The 15,639-nt window shown below is 64.5% G+C and carries 15 protein-coding genes; 10 read left to right on the top strand and 5 right to left on the bottom strand.

The features are described 5' to 3' along the window. Window positions 1-2: 2 nt before the first annotated feature. The 4 genes from I3J27_RS12150 to I3J27_RS12135 are packed head-to-tail and all read right to left on the bottom strand — an operon-like array spanning window position 3 to window position 4,081. Window positions 3-851 (bottom strand): ABC transporter ATP-binding protein, encoded by an 849-nt coding sequence (locus I3J27_RS12150; protein WP_270169349.1) that lies wholly within the window; start codon window positions 849-851, stop codon window positions 3-5. Then, complete coding sequence (locus tag I3J27_RS12145) at window positions 848-1,891, bottom strand: ABC transporter substrate-binding protein (protein WP_270169343.1); 1,044 nt, start codon at window positions 1,889-1,891, stop codon at window positions 848-850. Before I3J27_RS12145 ends, I3J27_RS12150 begins: the two co-directional genes overlap by 4 nt. Window positions 1,892-1,931: 40 nt before the next feature. Then, window positions 1,932-3,146, bottom strand: coding sequence for a CaiB/BaiF CoA transferase family protein (locus I3J27_RS12140; protein ID WP_270169341.1), 1,215 nt, complete (start codon window positions 3,144-3,146; stop codon window positions 1,932-1,934). Continuing rightward, window positions 3,143-4,081, bottom strand: a complete 939-nt coding sequence (locus tag I3J27_RS12135) for a hydroxymethylglutaryl-CoA lyase (protein ID WP_270169339.1) — start codon at window positions 4,079-4,081, stop codon at window positions 3,143-3,145. Before I3J27_RS12135 ends, I3J27_RS12140 begins: the two co-directional genes overlap by 4 nt. 86 nt (window positions 4,082-4,167) lie before the next feature. Here I3J27_RS12135 and I3J27_RS12130 point away from each other — a divergent pair, with 86 nt between their 5' ends. After that, on the top strand, window positions 4,168-5,076 hold the full coding sequence (locus I3J27_RS12130) for a GntR family transcriptional regulator (protein WP_270169337.1): 909 nt from the start codon (window positions 4,168-4,170) through the stop codon (window positions 5,074-5,076). 25 nt (window positions 5,077-5,101) lie between these two features. On the opposite strand, the gene I3J27_RS12125 is transcribed toward I3J27_RS12130, so the two are convergent. After that, the gene (locus I3J27_RS12125; RefSeq protein WP_270169335.1) at window positions 5,102-6,433 is read right to left on the bottom strand and encodes an Hsp70 family protein; all 1,332 of its coding nucleotides are present in this window, start codon (window positions 6,431-6,433) and stop codon (window positions 5,102-5,104) included. Between the two features lie 293 nt (window positions 6,434-6,726). Between I3J27_RS12125 and I3J27_RS12120 the strand changes: the two genes are divergently transcribed. The 9 genes from I3J27_RS12120 (at window position 6,727) to I3J27_RS12080 (ending at window position 15,576) form a co-directional block, all read left to right on the top strand. Continuing rightward, on the top strand, window positions 6,727-6,864 hold the full coding sequence (locus I3J27_RS12120; RefSeq protein WP_270169333.1) for a hypothetical protein: 138 nt from the start codon (window positions 6,727-6,729) through the stop codon (window positions 6,862-6,864). Window positions 6,865-7,110: 246 nt separating this feature from the next. Then, the gene (gene oxlT / locus I3J27_RS12115; protein ID WP_270169331.1) at window positions 7,111-8,397 is read left to right on the top strand and encodes an oxalate/formate MFS antiporter; all 1,287 of its coding nucleotides are present in this window, start codon (window positions 7,111-7,113) and stop codon (window positions 8,395-8,397) included. A 260-nt stretch (window positions 8,398-8,657) separates the two neighbouring features. Continuing rightward, entirely contained in the window at window positions 8,658-9,980 is a 1,323-nt protein-coding gene (gene oxlT / locus I3J27_RS12110; RefSeq protein ID WP_270169329.1) for an oxalate/formate MFS antiporter, read from the top strand. A 186-nt stretch (window positions 9,981-10,166) separates the two neighbouring features. After that, entirely contained in the window at window positions 10,167-10,595 is a 429-nt protein-coding gene (locus I3J27_RS12105; RefSeq protein ID WP_270169327.1) for a CBS domain-containing protein, read from the top strand. Window positions 10,596-10,730: 135 nt separating this feature from the next. Further along, window positions 10,731-11,750 carry a 2-dehydropantoate 2-reductase gene (locus I3J27_RS12100; protein WP_270169325.1) on the top strand — a complete coding sequence of 340 codons (1,020 nt, stop codon included), beginning with the start codon at window positions 10,731-10,733 and terminating at the stop codon, window positions 11,748-11,750. A gap of 11 nt (window positions 11,751-11,761) precedes the next feature. Beyond that, entirely contained in the window at window positions 11,762-12,535 is a 774-nt protein-coding gene (locus tag I3J27_RS12095) for a fumarylacetoacetate hydrolase family protein (RefSeq protein ID WP_270169323.1), read from the top strand. Window positions 12,536-13,087: 552 nt separating this feature from the next. Next, window positions 13,088-14,494 (top strand): coiled-coil domain-containing protein, encoded by a 1,407-nt coding sequence (locus I3J27_RS12090; protein WP_270169321.1) that lies wholly within the window; start codon window positions 13,088-13,090, stop codon window positions 14,492-14,494. 183 nt (window positions 14,495-14,677) lie between these two features. Next, window positions 14,678-14,878, top strand: a complete 201-nt coding sequence (locus I3J27_RS12085; RefSeq protein WP_270169319.1) for a hypothetical protein — start codon at window positions 14,678-14,680, stop codon at window positions 14,876-14,878. Between the two features lie 47 nt (window positions 14,879-14,925). Then, the gene (locus I3J27_RS12080) at window positions 14,926-15,576 is read left to right on the top strand and encodes a hypothetical protein (RefSeq protein WP_270169317.1); all 651 of its coding nucleotides are present in this window, start codon (window positions 14,926-14,928) and stop codon (window positions 15,574-15,576) included. Window positions 15,577-15,639: the final 63 nt, after the last annotated feature.

The following is a 15,639-nucleotide window of genomic DNA, read 5'->3' as shown; positions in this document are numbered from 1 at the left end:
GATCAGTCCGCCCTGGTTCGGCGAAATTCTTCGCCAAGCGAATGCCAGATATGGGAATAGAGCCGGCCGAACTCGGCGGTCTCGCGCAGGCCGACCGGATCGCGCGGACGCGGGATAGCGACGTCGAAATCCTCCTTCAATCGCCCCGGCCGCGCGGATAACAGGATGATCCGGCTCGCGAGCGTCAGCGCCTCGCCGAGATCGTGAGTGACGAAGAGAACGGTCTGCCGCTCGCGTTCCCATATCTCGAGCAGCGTCTTGTGCATCTCGAGCTTGGTGTGCGTGTCGAGGGCCCCGAACGGCTCATCCATCAGCAGGATCTCCGGCTCCAGGATCAGCGTCCGCATCAGCGCAACGCGCTGTCGCATACCGCCGGACAACATGCGCGGAAACGTCTGGGCGAAGCCGGTCAGTCCGGCCCGGTCGACCGCCTTGGCGACGCGTTCGCCACGCTCGGCCTTCGCGACGCCTGCGATCTCCAGGCCGTATCCGATGTTCTGCTCGACGGTCCGCCAGGGAAACAACGTATCGCGCTGGAAGACGTAACCCACCTTCCGGTTCACTTTGCCCGGCTCGACCTCGTCGTCGTCGATCAAGATGCGCCCGCCCGAGCGCGGCAGCAGGCCCGCGACCATGTTCAGGATCGTGCTCTTGCCGCAGCCGGAGGGGCCAAGCAGCGCGACGAACTCGCCCTGGCGCACGTCGAAGGACACGTTGTCCACCGCCGTGAATTGCCCGCTCCCGGTGCTGAAGCATTTCATCAAGCCTTGCACGGCGATGCGCCGGCCCGGGATGGCCGGGCTCTCCGCTTGCGGAGCAAGCGCAAGACCGGGGACGGGCGAGGACATCATTTGAATTTCGCCTTGGCCGCGTCGAGGAAGCTCAGGTCGACGACATCCTCGTACTTGGTCGCGGGGATGTCCGTGCCCTTGCGGTACCAGGGTTTGGCGCCGCGCTCGAACGAGGCCTTGTCGATGGTGCCGTCATAGGACCAGGTCGACACGTCGAATCCAAGTTCGGCAGTGACCGCATCGGGATCGACGCCGGCGAAATATTTGGGCGCCACGAGCGCCTGCACCTCGGCAAGCGGCGAGGCCTTGACCCATTTCATGGCCCGGTAGATGGCGTTGACGAAAGCCTGCGCCATCGCCTTGTCCTGCGTGACCGTATCGGCAAGCGCGTAGATCACCAGCACCGGTACCGTGCCGCCAAAATCCTTGGCGAACTCCCCGGGCTTCGCGGTGTCGTAGATCACCTTGCCAAATCCCTTCTTCTCGACTTCGACGATCCAGCTCGGCGGCGCCATGATGGCATCGAACTGCTTGGTCTCGAGCGAAGGGAACATGGTGTTCGGGCCGCCGCCGGCCACCCAGTTCACCCTGTCGCCGAGCCCGCGCGCCTCAAACACATAGGTGCCGTAGACCCAGGTCCCCGATCCGATTGCCGTTGCGGCAACGATCGGCTTGGCGTCGTTGGCCCGCTTGTAGGCGGCCAGCTTTTCGACGGATGTGATGCCGCTCTCGTAGAGATCCTTGCGGACGACGATATTGGCGTAGGAGCACACCATTTCGGTCGCGAGCAATATCTTGCAGGGCTTGCCCCGCGCGGAAAGTTGGAGCGGATGGCTGGCGTCGCCATGCGCGAACATCGCCTGCTCCGCGGCGAGCGTCTGGCGCCCGAATGTGCCGGAATTGCCGGCGACCAGCTTGGGATCGATGCCTTCGTCCTTGAAGTACCCCTTCAGCTCCGCGATCATGCCGATCGCGTAGACCGGCGAGACGGGCCCGAACGCGAGCTTTGCAACCTTCGCTTCAGCACGCGACACACGGGGAAAGGCCGTAGCGGCGAAGGCCGAGCCCGCGATGAGCGCTTCGCGACGCGTGATCCTCATGCATTCCTCCTCGCAAATCTTGTTTTGATGACCGCTGCCGTCAGGCAGTTTCAGGCTTGGCCGTCGCAATGCCTGTCGCCGCCAACTCCGCGATCTCTTGCGGCGTGCAGCCGATTTCCGTCAGGACGTCTCTCGTATGCTCACCCACCTTGGGCGGATCGTAGCGGTTCGGCAGGCGCTGCCCGTCCATCGAGACCGGCAGCAGCGGTGTCCTGGCGTGACTTCCATCCGGCAGCTCAATGTCGATCAATCCACCGGAGGCGTTAAGATGAGGATCGTCGAAGAGATCGCCGGGCTTGTTCACCGGCGCATAGGGCAGATCGAGCTGATCGAGTTTTTGCGCGAGCGCGGACTTGTCCCACCGGGCAAATATCCTTGCGATCTCCGGGATCAGCCAATCCCGATGATCGACGCGATCCTGACTGGTGATGAAGCGCGGATCGCTCAACCAGGATTCGCGATCGAACGCGCGGCAAAATGCCTGCCATTGCTCCTCGCCGACGATGGTGACGAACAGCTTCGAGCCGTCGCGCGTGTCGAAGAGGTCATAGACCGGCCAAGGGCTCTGCTTGACGGAGTAAGGCGTCGACGGTTCGCCCGTGACGGTCTCGTACATCATGGCCTGCGCCATCAGGAACACGTTGTTCTCGTACAATGCGCTCTGGATGTAGCGGCCACGGCCGGTGCGCTGCCGCTCGGCAAGCGCGGCCTGGATCGCAATCGCACCGAACATGCCACCCATGATGTCATTGACCGAAGCGCCCGCGCGCATCGGCCGATCGGGCAGACCGGTCATGTAGGCGAGCCCGCCCATCATCTGGACCACCTCATCGAGTGCAAGGCGGTTCTCGTAAGGTCCGGGCAGATATCCCTTCAGCGAGCAGTAGACCAAGCGCGGCGCGAAGGTTGCGACGGTCTCATAGTCGAGCCCGATGCGCTTCATCAGGCCGGGCCGGAAATTCTCGATCAGGACGTCGCAGCCCTCGAGCAGTCGCCGCGCGACCTGCTGTCCCCTCGGCGCCGAGGTGTCGAGGGCGATGCTGCGCTTGTTGCGGCAATAGGTGTTGAAGAAGCCCGAGGCCGGACCTTTGAACGCGCGCGTGCGATCGCCCTTGGGCGGTTCGACCTTGATCACGTCGGCGCCGAGATCGGCAAGGATCAGCCCGCAGCTCGGGCCCATGACCATCTGGCTGAACTCGACGACGCGCACGCCTTCGAGCGGGCGAAGTGGCGTCTTGTCGGACGCGCTGCTCATGCGGCGCTCCGCAACGCTTTCGGAATCCCCGCCTCGTGCAGATGACCGGTCAAATGCCTGGGCGCGATGTGACGGCTAAGGATTTCGCGGGTCCGCATCAGGCGGTCGAGATCGATCCCGGTGGACAGCCCCATCCGCTCCAGCATGAAGACGAGATCCTCGGTGACGATGTTGCCGCGCGCGCCCGGTGCAAAGGGGCATCCACCGAGGCCCGATACCGCGGCATCGAAGCTGCGAATTCCGGCATCGAGGCCCGCGACAGCATTGGCGAGGCCCGTGCCGAGCGTATCGTGGAGATGCAGCCTGAGCGGCATCTGAGGACCGACCTCGCTTCGCGCGACGCGAACGATGTCCTTGATCAGGCCGGGCGTTCCATAGCCCACGGTATCGGCAAGTCCGATTTCGTCAGCCCCCGCTTCGGCGAAGCCGCGCGCCACCCGGCCGACCGCAGCTTCCTTGATCGGCCCCTCGATGGAGCAGCCGAACGCCGTCGCGACCGCCCCCATCAGGCGGGGACGCCCGCCGACCGGGAGAGCGTCCAGCGCCGAGCGCACCGCGCGAAAGCTGTCCAGCTGCTCCTCGATCGTGCGACGTACATTGGCAAGGTTGTGGCTCTCGCTGGCGGAGATCACGAAATAGATCGCGCCGACGCCCGCGGCGATCGCCCGCTCCGCGCCTTTGAAGTTCGGCACCAGCGCACCGATCGTTGCCGTGCGCTTGTGTTGCAACGCGTGCGCCATCACCGAGTCCACGTCGGCAAATTGCGGCACCACCTTCGGCGGCACGAACGAGCCGGCATCGATCTCGCGGATGCCGGCGGCGGCAATCGCGTCGATCAGCTCGCACTTCGCTTCTGTCGGAACGAAGACGTCCAGGTTCTGCAAACCGTCGCGCGCGGCGACCTCGCAGATATGGACATCGGGTGCCCCAGTCATCGGCAATCCCTCCCAGGATTGTATATTGTTGCATTAAAGAACAATTAGTGGTACGGTCTGTCAAGCTAGAATTTTGGGTCGCCGCCATGCCCGCTTCAGACTCCTCCCGAAACCGCTCGGCCGGCAACGGTTCGGATCGCGGAGAACATCTGGCCGGCCTCATCCTGGCCTTGGCCAGACGGGACGGCATGAAGGCGGGCGACCGGCTCATCGAGCAAAGGCTTGCCGATGCGCTCGACGTGTCACGCGCTCCGATCCGGCAGGGCTTGAAGGCGCTCGAGGCTGCAGGGTTCGCGCGCGGCGAGCCGAACCGCGGCTTCGTGCTGACCAGAAGCCCCGGCACCGGCGCTGCGCGATCCGCAATCGCGGCGGTGAACCGCGCGGAAAAATCCTACGCCGCCGTCGCGGCCGACCTGCTCGCCCGGCGGCTGCCCACCGACGTCACCGAAGCCGAGCTGATGCGCCGCTACGCGCTGAGCCGGACCGAATTGCAGCGCCTGCTCGACCGCATCGCGGTCGAGGGCTGGATCGCGCGCCTGCCCGGCTATGGCTGGCGCTTTACCGAGACGGTGTTGAGCCCTGAAGCGCAGACCCAGGTCGCAGCGTTCCGCACAGTGATCGAGCCGGCGGCAATCATGCAGCCGGGCTACCAGCTCGGGCTCGAGGTGATCACGCGCCTGCGCCAGCGCCAGGAGCGGATTCTGGCCGGCGAGCTCGAGAAGATGACGATCGGCGAGGTCTATCAATTCGGCTGTGAATTTCACGAGGAGATCGCCCGCGGCGCCGGCAATCCGTTCTTCGTCGAATCGCTGCGGCGCGTGAATTCGATCCGGCGGCTCTTCGCCTATCGTAGCTTCGCCGACCGGAACGGCATGCGCCGCCACATCGCGGAGCATCTGCGGCTATTGGACGTTCTGGAATCCGGCCGCTACGTCGAGGCAGCCGCGCTGATGACGCGTCACCTCCAACGCCCTCTCTCGATCGGCGCAGCGTAACGGTGCTTCGAACTGTGAACGAGGGCTAGGCGCCCTGCTTCGACTCGAGCCCGCCGCTTGCGGTCCAGCGGTCCGGGTCGGGACTGTGTCCGATCAAAGCGAGACCGTAGGCGATCGACTCGAACTGGTCGCCCGACATCAGCCGTTCATTGCCGAACCGCTCGGCGAACAGTTTTCGCACTGCAGGCACGAACGACGTGCCGCCGGTCAAAAACACCTTCTCCACCTCGCGCGCGGTGATGCCGGCTTCGCCCAGCACCTTGTCGACGGTGGCCCCCAGCCGGGCGATATCGTCGGCAATCCAGGTTTCGAAGTTCTTCCGCGTGATGGTCGAACCGATGTCGACCCCGCCGCCCCGAAAGCGGAAGTCCACCTGATCCTGCGCCGACAGCGCGACCTTGGCGTCGGACACCGCGCGGTACAGCGAGAAGCCGAGATCGAGATCGACGATGGTGATGAAATCCTCAAGCAGCTCCGGCTTCAGCGCGGTGCGCGCGAGTTCGCGGAGCTCGCGCAAATCGCCATTGCTCTTCATCATCGCGAGCTGATGCCAGCGCGCGAGGTTGGTGTAGTGGCCGCTCGGCACCGGCAACACCTTGTCGAACGAGCGGAAGCTGGAGCCCTTGCCGAGCCGCGGCGAGACGACATGGTCGACGATGCGGTAGTCGAACGTGTCGCCGGCGATGCCGATGCCGGCGTGTCCAAGCGGCTCGGCGCGCAACACGCCGCCCGCGCGCGAAAAGCGCATCACGGAGAAATCGCTGGTGCCGCCGCCGAAATCCGCAACCAGCACGGTGGCGTCGCGCTCGAGCCTGCGGGCGAAGGAGAACGCCGCGCCGACGGGCTCGTAGACATAGCGCGCATGGCCGGCTCCCAAGCGCTCGAACGCGGCCCGATAGCGCTGCATCGCCAGCGCTTCGTCGGGATTGCCGCCGGCGAAGCGCACCGGGCGGCCGACCGTGATGGTCGACGTCTCGAAGCCGAATTTGTCGCCACCATGGCGCGCCAGCGTCCGCAGGAACGCCGCCAGGATGTCCTCGAACTTGAAGCGCTGCCGGAACACCTGGGTGGTGTTGAAGCTCGAACTCGCCGCAAAGGTCTTGAAGGACTGGAGGAAGCGGTAGACGTGGCGGCCTTCGAGGAACTGCTCGATCGCCCACGGGCCGCCCTCGGCCTGGGCGCCGGCCCCCGGCCGGTCCTCCCAGAAGCACAAGGCCGACACATAGGTGCTGTGGCGCTGGCCGCCATGGTCGAAGCGGATGGCCTCGACCCGGCGGTCGTCCGCCGCGAGGGCGACGACCGTATTGCTGGTCCCAAAATCGATGCCGATCGAGACGGCGGGCGAGGCGCTCGACATGAACCACTCTGACAGATGATTGGAAAAGGGGGCAGACCACTAACGGCTTTGCCTGGCCCTGCCAAGACCCGGATTCCCGGTGATTCTGCCCAAATTCGCGCCGCTACGCCGTTTCAGTAGCGCCCTGGTGTCATTCCAGGCCCGAAACGGCCTCATTAACCCGGCACCATGCTGCAATGCGGGAGTGCGCATGCTGCTATGCAATGACATACGTAGACAGTGGCATCTGGTATACATAGATTGCCTTTCGAAATGAGACAGCAAGACTGACCGTCTCAAGAAAGGAAATTCCGATGTCCAAGTCCGCTTCTGTCGCCCTCGCCCCCTCCGCCTCGCTGTTCACCCGCTTCATGGCCGCGGTCGACCGCTTTCTGATGGCGAGCGCCGAGATCTCGAATCACAACGGCGACCTGCCGCGTTTCGGCCTGTAAGCAGGCGGTTCCCGCGCCGCGGGAACGTGGCGCCGGTTTCAGAACCGTCAACATGCTACTTTTGATGAATGGCCCCGCACGACGGGGCCATTTCTACTTGTGCTGTCCCGAGTCACAGCCGCAACCGGGGAAGGACCTGCGGCATTTGCGCACGGTGGCCGGACCAGCGCTTGAAGCTTGGCATAATGCATACAAGAATGCCTCTCCAGCGCTCGCAGAAAAATTAGAGGCGCCACGGGAGGCTTTATGACGGACATGGTGCAGGCAACGGCCCCTACAGCCGCGCGCGTTAGCGACACGTATCGCTGGGCGCAATTGGCGATCGGTGTAGGCGCGATGGTGATGATCGCCAACTACCAATACGGCTGGACGTTCTTCGTCCCCGACATCCAGAAGAAGTTCGGCTGGGATCGCGCGTCGATCCAGTGGGCCTTTACGCTCTTCGTCCTGTTCGAGACCTGGCTCGTGCCGATCGAAGGATGGTTCGTCGACAAATACGGCCCGCGCATCGTCGTGCTGGTCGGCGGCGTGCTCTGCGCCATCGGCTGGGCGATCAACGCGCAGGCCACCACGCTCAACGGCTATTATCTCGGCATGATCGTCGCGGGCATCGGCGCCGGCGGCGTCTACGGCACCTGCGTCGGCAACGCGCTGAAATGGTTTCCTGACAAGCGCGGTCTTGCCGCCGGCATCACGGCCGCGGGCTTCGGTGCAGGCTCCGCACTGACCGTCGCGCCGATCCAGGCCATGATCAAGGACAGTGGCTTCCAGACCACCTTCCTCTATTTCGGCCTCGGACAAGGCATCATCATCTGCATCCTCGCCTTCTTCCTGCTGTCGCCGAAAGCGGGCCAGGTGCCGAACGTGGTGGCGAATGCCAACCTGCTGCAGACCCGCCGCAACTATCAGCCGACCGAAGTGCTGCGTCAGCCGATCTTCTGGCTGATGTACTTCATGTTCGTGATCGTCGGCGCCGGCGGCCTGATGGTGACGGCCAACCTGAAGCCGATCGCGGCCGACTGGAAGGTCGACAACGTGCCGGTCACGCTGATGGCGGTGACGATGACCGCGGTGACCTTCGCGGCCACGATCGACCGTGTGCTCAACGGCCTGACGCGTCCGTTCTTCGGCTGGATCTCCGACATGATCGGCCGCGAGAACACGATGTTCATCGCCTTCGGCATGGAAGGCGTCGGCATCTGGATGCTCTACCTCTGGGGCCACGATCCTCTCTGGTTCGTGCTGCTCTCGGGCTTCGTGTTCTTCGCCTGGGGTGAGATCTACTCGCTGTTCCCCTCGACCTGCACCGACACGTTCGGCGCCAAGTTCGCGACCACCAATGCGGGCCTGCTCTACACCGCAAAGGGCACCGCCGCGCTGCTGGTCCCGATCGCCAACTACATGCAGCAATCGTCGGGCACCTGGGACAGCGTGTTCATCATCGCGGCCGGCGCCAACATCCTGGCCTCGGCGCTGGCGATCGCGGTGCTCAAGCCCTGGCGCAAGGTCGTGGTCGCCAAATCGACCGTCTGACCCGCGCTTCACCGCGAGCGACCCCAACAACGACGCCCGGCCTCACGGCCGGGCGTTTTCGTTTGACACGAAGGCTCTGCGATCGCCACCGGCTCCATGGAACCGCACATTTTGTCGCGGGGTGGCCGAGATAGGGCTTGCTTTCTGGAATATGGTATACCAAGCTCCCCGCCACGCTTGCGACGATAAGCCACAACATTTGCGACATCAGGTCATCTTGCAACCGGTGTCGACCAGACAAGCGCATCGGGAGGTTCTTGATGATTTCCAGCACGGATGGCGCCGTCACGGCCGCGCCTCTTCGCACCGGTTTCCGTTGGCTCCAGCTCGTGATGGGCATCGTCTGCATGGCGATGATCGCCAATCTGCAATACGGCTGGACGCTGTTCGTCGATCCGATCGATCATGCGCACCATTGGGGACGCGCCGCGATCCAGCTCGCTTTCACCGTCTTCGTCGTTACCGAGACTTGGCTGGTGCCGGTCGAGGCCTGGTTCGTCGACAAATACGGCCCGCGCATCGTCATCATGTTCGGCGGCGTCATGATCGCGCTGTCCTGGATTCTCAACTCCTACGCCGACAGCCTTGCCCTGCTCTACACGGCGGCGGTCATCGGCGGCATGGGAGCGGGCGCGGTCTACGGCACCTGCGTCGGCAATGCGCTGAAGTGGTTTCCGGACCGCCGCGGCCTCGCCGCCGGCGCGACCGCCGCAGGCTTCGGCGCAGGCGCCGCGCTCACCATCGTGCCGATCGCGACCATGATCGCATCGAGCGGCTACCAGCACGCGTTCCTCACCTTCGGCATCGGCCAGGGCCTGATCGTGTTCGTGCTCGCCTTCTTCATCCAGCCGCCGCGGGTCTCGATCCCGCCGAAGAAGAAGCAGCTCAATCTGCCGCAGACCAAGATCGACTTCACCCCGCCGCAGGTGCTGCGAACCCCTATTTTCTGGGTGATGTATCTCGTCTTCGTCATGGTCGCCTCCGGCGGCCTGATGACCGCGGCGCAGATCGCCCCGATCGCGCACGACTTCAAGATCGCCGACACACCGGTCACGCTCGCCGGCTTCCAGATGGCGGCATTGACGTTCGCGATCTCGCTCGACCGCATCTTCGACGGCTTCGGACGTCCGTTCTTCGGCTTTGTCTCCGACACGATCGGCCGCGAGCACACCATGTTCATCGCCTTCGGCACCGCTGCGGTGATGCTCCTGACGCTCTCGGCCTACGGTCACGTGCCCGTCGTCTTCGTGCTCGCGACCGCGGTGTATTTCGGCGTGTTCGGCGAGATCTATTCGCTGTTCCCCGCGACTTGCGGCGACACCTTCGGCTCGAAATTCGCGACCACCAACAACGGCATGCTCTACACCGCGAAGGGCACCGCATCCCTGCTCGTCCCGCTCGCGAGCGTGATCTCGACCACGTATGGCTGGAAGGCCGTGTTCGTGGTGGCAGTGGCCCTGAACGCGACCGCGGCGCTGATGGCGTTGTTCGTGATCAAGCCGCTGCGCCGCTCCTTCATCCTCGGCAAGGAAGCCGAGAGCGCCGAAACCGCAACGGGTAACGCCAAGACCGAGACGGCGTAAGCCACCACACGCCGAGGTACGATTGGGAAGGGGCGCAGCGATGCGCCCTTTTCTTTTGGCCCAATCGAAGCCGCGCAAACGTCAGCATCACTGCCGCAAGATTTTTCGGATCCGCCAAATCCAATGCTTGACGATTGGCATTATGTATACCACACTTCATCCGTCATTCACCCTAGGGAGGTTGCAATGCTGGTCGGAGACATTCTGCGCAAGAAGACACCGCGCGTTGTCACGGTGCGAATGAACGAAACGGTGGGTATCGCCGCCAAGCTGATGCGGGCCAACAACATCAGCGCGCTGGTGGTCAAGGACGTGGTCCGTTCCGAGGGCAACACTGCGGTCGGCATGTTCACCGAGCGCGACGTGGTGCGCGCGGTCGCCGAGCATGGTGCGAATGCGGTCAACGTGAAGGTCTCGCAGCTCGTTTCGGTGCAGCAGCTCGTCTCCTGCGCCTCGACCGACACGATCGAGCACGTCCGGCACCTGATGAACCGCAATCACATCCGGCACCTGCCCGTGATCGACGATTACAGCCTCGTCTCCGTCATCAGCATGCGCGACATCGCCGCTGCCATGGACGAGGCGATCAACGGCACGCCGCAAGCAGCGGCCTAAAGCAATGACCTGAAGCGCGATCTCATCGCGCTTCAGAGCGGCAACCCTTCCCCTGCGACTACCGGCCCCGGCTCGGATCCTTCCGAGCCGGACCGGATCTTTCGTCCCAAAATTCAGGTCACCCGCGAGGATTTCATGAAGATCTGCATCTACGGCGCCGGCGCCATCGGCGGATATCTCGGGGTTCAGCTCGCGCGTGCTGGCGCCGACGTCAGCCTGATCGCACGCGGCGCCCACCTCGCCGCGATGCGCGAGCGCGGTCTGACGCTGCTCGCAGGCGAGGAGACGCACACCGTGCATCCGCGCTGCACCGACGATCCTGCCGAACTCTTCGTGCAGGACTACATCATCATCACGCTGAAGGCGCATTCGATCACCGGCGTGATCGAGAAGATGCAGCCCCTGCTCGGGCCGCACACTCGCATCGTCACCGCCGTCAACGGCATTCCCTATTGGTATTTCTACAAGCACGGCGGCCAACACGAGAATTCGACGCTCGAGAGCATCGACCCCGGCGGACGGCAATGGCGCGAGATCGGCGCCGAGCGGGCCATCGGCTGCATCGTCTATCCCGCCACCGAGATCGAGGCGCCCGGCGTGATCCGGCACGTCTACGGCAACAATTTTCCGCTCGGCGAGCCCTCCGGCGAGATCACGTCCGACGTCCAGCGCCTCGCCGATCTCTTCGTCGCGGCCGGACTGAAGGCGCCGGTGCTCGACCGCATCCGCGACGAGATCTGGCTGAAGCTCTGGGGCAATGTCTGCTTCAACCCGATCAGCGCGCTGACCCATGCAACGCTCGACGTGATCTGCACCGATCCCTCGACGCGCGCGCTGTCACGCGCGATCATGGTGGAGACGCAGGCGATCGCGGAGACGTTCGGGGTCAAGTTCCGCGTCGATGTCGAGCGCCGCATCGAAGGCGCCCGCAAGGTCGGCGCGCACAAGACCTCGATGCTCCAGGATCTCGAGCGCGGCCGTCCGATGGAGATCGACCCGCTCGTCACCGTGGTGCAGGAGATGGGCCGTCTCACGGGGATCGCCACACCCGCACTCGACTCCGTGCTGGCGATGGTGACCCAGCGCGCCCGCATCGCCGGCCTCTATGACGGCGTCTCCGCGCCGGCTGATCCGCGCGCACTGGCGGTGGCGTGATGGCAGGCGAGATGAAACAATGGCTCCGCTTCCGCCATGCCGGCGCAACCGGCTTCGGCACGCTGACCTCATCAGGCATCAGCGTACATGAAGGCGAGATGTTCGGCCGCCATGCAGCCACCGGCAAGATTCTGGCGCTGACGGAGGTCGAGCTGCTCGCGCCCTGCGCGCCCAGCAAGATCGTCGCGCTCTGGAACAACTTTCACGCGCTCGCGGCCAAGCTGAACCAGCCCGAACCGCCGGAGCCGCTCTATCTGCTCAAGGCCACCACCAGCATCACGACGCCGGGCGCGGTGATCCGCCGTCCCTCTTATTACGACGGCAAGACAACCTATGAGGGCGAGCTCGGCATCGTCATCGGCAAGACCTGCGCCCGCGTCTCGCCGGCGGAAGCCGACAGCTTCATCTTCGGCTACACCTGCGTCAACGACATCACCGCCAACGACATCCTGACCAGCGACCCCACCTTCCCGCAATGGGCCCGCGCCAAGGGCATCGACGATTACGGCCCGTTCGGCCCTGTGATCGCGACCGGCCTCGATCCGGCCAGGCTGACGGTCCGCACCATCCTCAACGGCGCGGAGCGGCAGAACTATCCGATCTCGGACATGATCTTCACCGCGCAGGAGCTGGTCAGCAAGATCTCCCACGACATGACCCTGCTCCCGGGCGATCTCATCGCCGTCGGGACATCGGTCGGCGTCGGCGTCATGAAGGAGCCGGTCAACATTGTGACCGTCGCGATCGACGGCATCGGCGAGCTGACGAACGAGTTTCGGCTGTAGCCCTCCCGGTCATTCCGGGCGCAACTCCGTCGTGCCCGGAATGAAGGCCCACCGGCCATTTTCGCCGCAGCGCGGCAAAATTGATCCTGCGCAAATCGCGCCGTCGCGGCCGCCGTTATCCTATCCGGCAATCGATTTCTGATGCCGGGGAGGACGCCATGACGAATGCCGGTAATGCGCTTTTGTGGACCGCTCTGTACTTTGCTCTCGCGTTCGCTGCGATCTTCGTGGTCTGGTTCGCCGACAAGCTGCGCTCGAACTTCTTCCGGAAATAATAGCGAGCACGACGCTGTGGCCCGGATGAGCGGAGCGACATCCGGGACAGGCCTTGACGTGGTCCCGCATGTTGCTGCGCTCATGCGGGCGACAGCCTTCTCGCGTCTTCGAGAAGAACCCGGCAACTCCAGCAGGCCCCCTCCACCGATCGGCTGACGCAACCAGCCGTGGATCGCGCTACCGGACACCCTCCGGCAAGCCGCGCGGCCCTTGATCTCGGTTCCGCTCTCCAATAGCAATCATGGCGAAAATGTGTGCCGGCGTGAGGAAGTCACGATGTGGCTGTTTTTCCTGGTTGCCTGGTTTGTCCTGCTGGCCGTCATCGCGTTTCTCGCGCAGCAGGCGTTTGGTTATGATATCGGCCACCTGCCCGCCTGGTTCGGAGGCTTGCCTGTCCCGCAGCGCGTCGCAACCGGCGCGCCCCTCGCGCTGGCGCTGGCGCTGATCGGGGCAACCGCCTGGCGGCTGTCACGCCAGGACCGGCGCCTCAACACCCTCCGCGGCCGGCTCAAGAAGACTCGGGAAGACGTGGTCGTCGCCCACGCCCTGCAAAATCACCTAGACGCCACCGTCCAGCACCTGATCGAGAGCGATCCCAGGGAAGCCGTCTCCGCCCTCCACGACAAGCTGGGCGAGACCGAGCAGCGCGCGCTGCTCCAGCAGGGCCGCAACGAATCCACCGATATGCATGACCAGCTCGCCGACATCCGCCGCCGCCAGCAGGCGCTGCGCGAGATGGTGGGCAAGGTCGCCGACCAGCGCCGGGCGGTCGAGCCCGTCTTCACCGAGATCCGCGATCGCCAGAACCAGCTCGAGCGCTCGCTGCACGACCTCGAGACCGACGACCGCAAGAACAATCTCGCCGACCGGCAGAGGGATATCGCGCGCGACGTATCGACGCTGCTGACGCGGGTGAACGCGGTCCAGGATATTTTCGCGACCCTCAACCAGTACAAGGAAGATCTCGCGAAATCCCACGCCGAGCTGGTGCCGCTGCGCTCGACCGACGCCGGCATCAACGCCGTGATCGGCGAGCTTGGCCTCAGCCACGACCGTCTCGCCAAGAGCATCGAAGAGCTCGAGTCCGGCGGCGAAGCGCCGCTCGGCACCCGCGTCGAGACGCTGTCGAAGAACAAGATCGAGATCGAGCAGCGCCTTGCCCGCATCGACGACAGCTTCAACATCCTGAAAGCCATCCGGCTCGATTTCGAGGAGCTCGGCCAGCGCCAGGCCCAGCTCGAACGCTCGCTCGCCGATGTCGAGACCGACCCCGACGGCAAGACGCTCACTGAGCGCCAGAACGCGCTGAACGATTTCGTGCTCCAGTCGCGTCAGCGCCTCGGCGTGTTGCAGGAGACGCTGGCGACGCTCAACGCCTTCAAGACGGAGCTGTCGAAGTCGCAGGCCGACCTCGTTCCGCTGAAGGCCCCGGTGTTCGGCATCGAGGCCCTGATCGCGGAGGTCGGCACCACACGCGATCTTCTGGCGAGAACCGTCGGCGAGATCGAAGCGAGCGGCGATGTCACCCTCGCCTCGCGCGTCGACGCGCTGACCGAAAGCAAGCGTGAGGTCGAAGACCGCCTCGGCCGCATCTTCGACAATTTCAACGCGCTCGATGCCTTGCGAAAAGACATCGGCGGTATCTTCTCGACGATCAGGAACAGCCTCAACCGGATCGGGTGAGAAGCTGCGCAGGGGCCGGCATCCGACGCCCAGAAACATCCAGACACATCACATCTGCGTACGCCCGATCAATGCCGCCAACATGTCCCGCGCATGCCGCAACTTGGACGCATTCGGCCGCCCTTCTGTGAGGCGTGTCTGGGGGCACGGCTCAGCCGTGTTTGGACCAAACCTTGTAGGGGTATGACTGTGAAGAAGATTGTAATTGCTCTCGGTGCCACGCTTGCTCTGGTGACGGCTGCGAACGCCGCGGATCTGCCGCGCCGCCAGCCCGTGCCGGTCTATTCCGAGCAAGCTCCGATCGGCAAGATGCCGATTGGCAAGAGCCCGATTGGAAAGTCCCCGATCGGCAAGGCGCCCGGCCCGGTCGCAGCGCGCTACTGATCCGCACAAGAGATCTGCGTAAGCGGCCGACAGTCGAGGGGGACAGCGTGACGAACAGACCTGACCGATCGGGATCCTGCATCCTTGCGGGACTCGCGCTCGCGGCGATGATCGCCTGCATGATGCCCTCGGCCTCGGCCCACGAAGCGAACAAGCGCGTTGCCGACGCCAATGCGCTTGCGACGACCGACAGCGCGTCACGACCTCAGCCGCAATCGACCCGGCGCTCCGTCGCGCGCGCGGAGAAGGGTCCCTATTACGTCGACTTCCGCGCGCGGACGGCGGCGAGCTGGGGCCACGCCTTCGTCTGGTACGGCAAGACCAGCGAGAAGGCGGTCGAGGTCGCGGGCCTGACGCCGGCCGGCGACACGCTCGCTTACGTGCTTGGTCACCTCACCTTTGTGCCGTCGGAGACCGGCGCGAGCTACGGCGATCTCGATCCGGACTATCTGACCGCGAGCTACCGCGTCTATCTGAACGAAGCCGACGCCAAGCGCGTGTTCGCCTACATCAAGAAATTGCAGGCGAACTCACCGGTCTGGAACGCCGAGACCACCAACTGCACCGGTTTCATCGGCGACATTGCCGAGTTCATGGGCCTGCAGGTCCCCTATCGCTGGCAGCGTCCGGAAAACTTCGTCAACCGCCTCAAGGAAATGAACGGCGGCCGCCAGATGGTGCGGCTGTCGGCGGAGTAGCTCTCCCGTCATTGCGACGGGGCTGAAGCAGCGGACACCAATCCATGTCCGTCCCCCTGAGGC

The sequence above is a fragment of the Bradyrhizobium xenonodulans genome (assembly GCF_027594865.1).
Lineage (GTDB): Bacteria > Pseudomonadota > Alphaproteobacteria > Rhizobiales > Xanthobacteraceae > Bradyrhizobium > Bradyrhizobium xenonodulans.
Note: the sequence above shows the minus strand (reverse complement) of the source record. Positions and strands in the feature narration are given on the sequence as shown.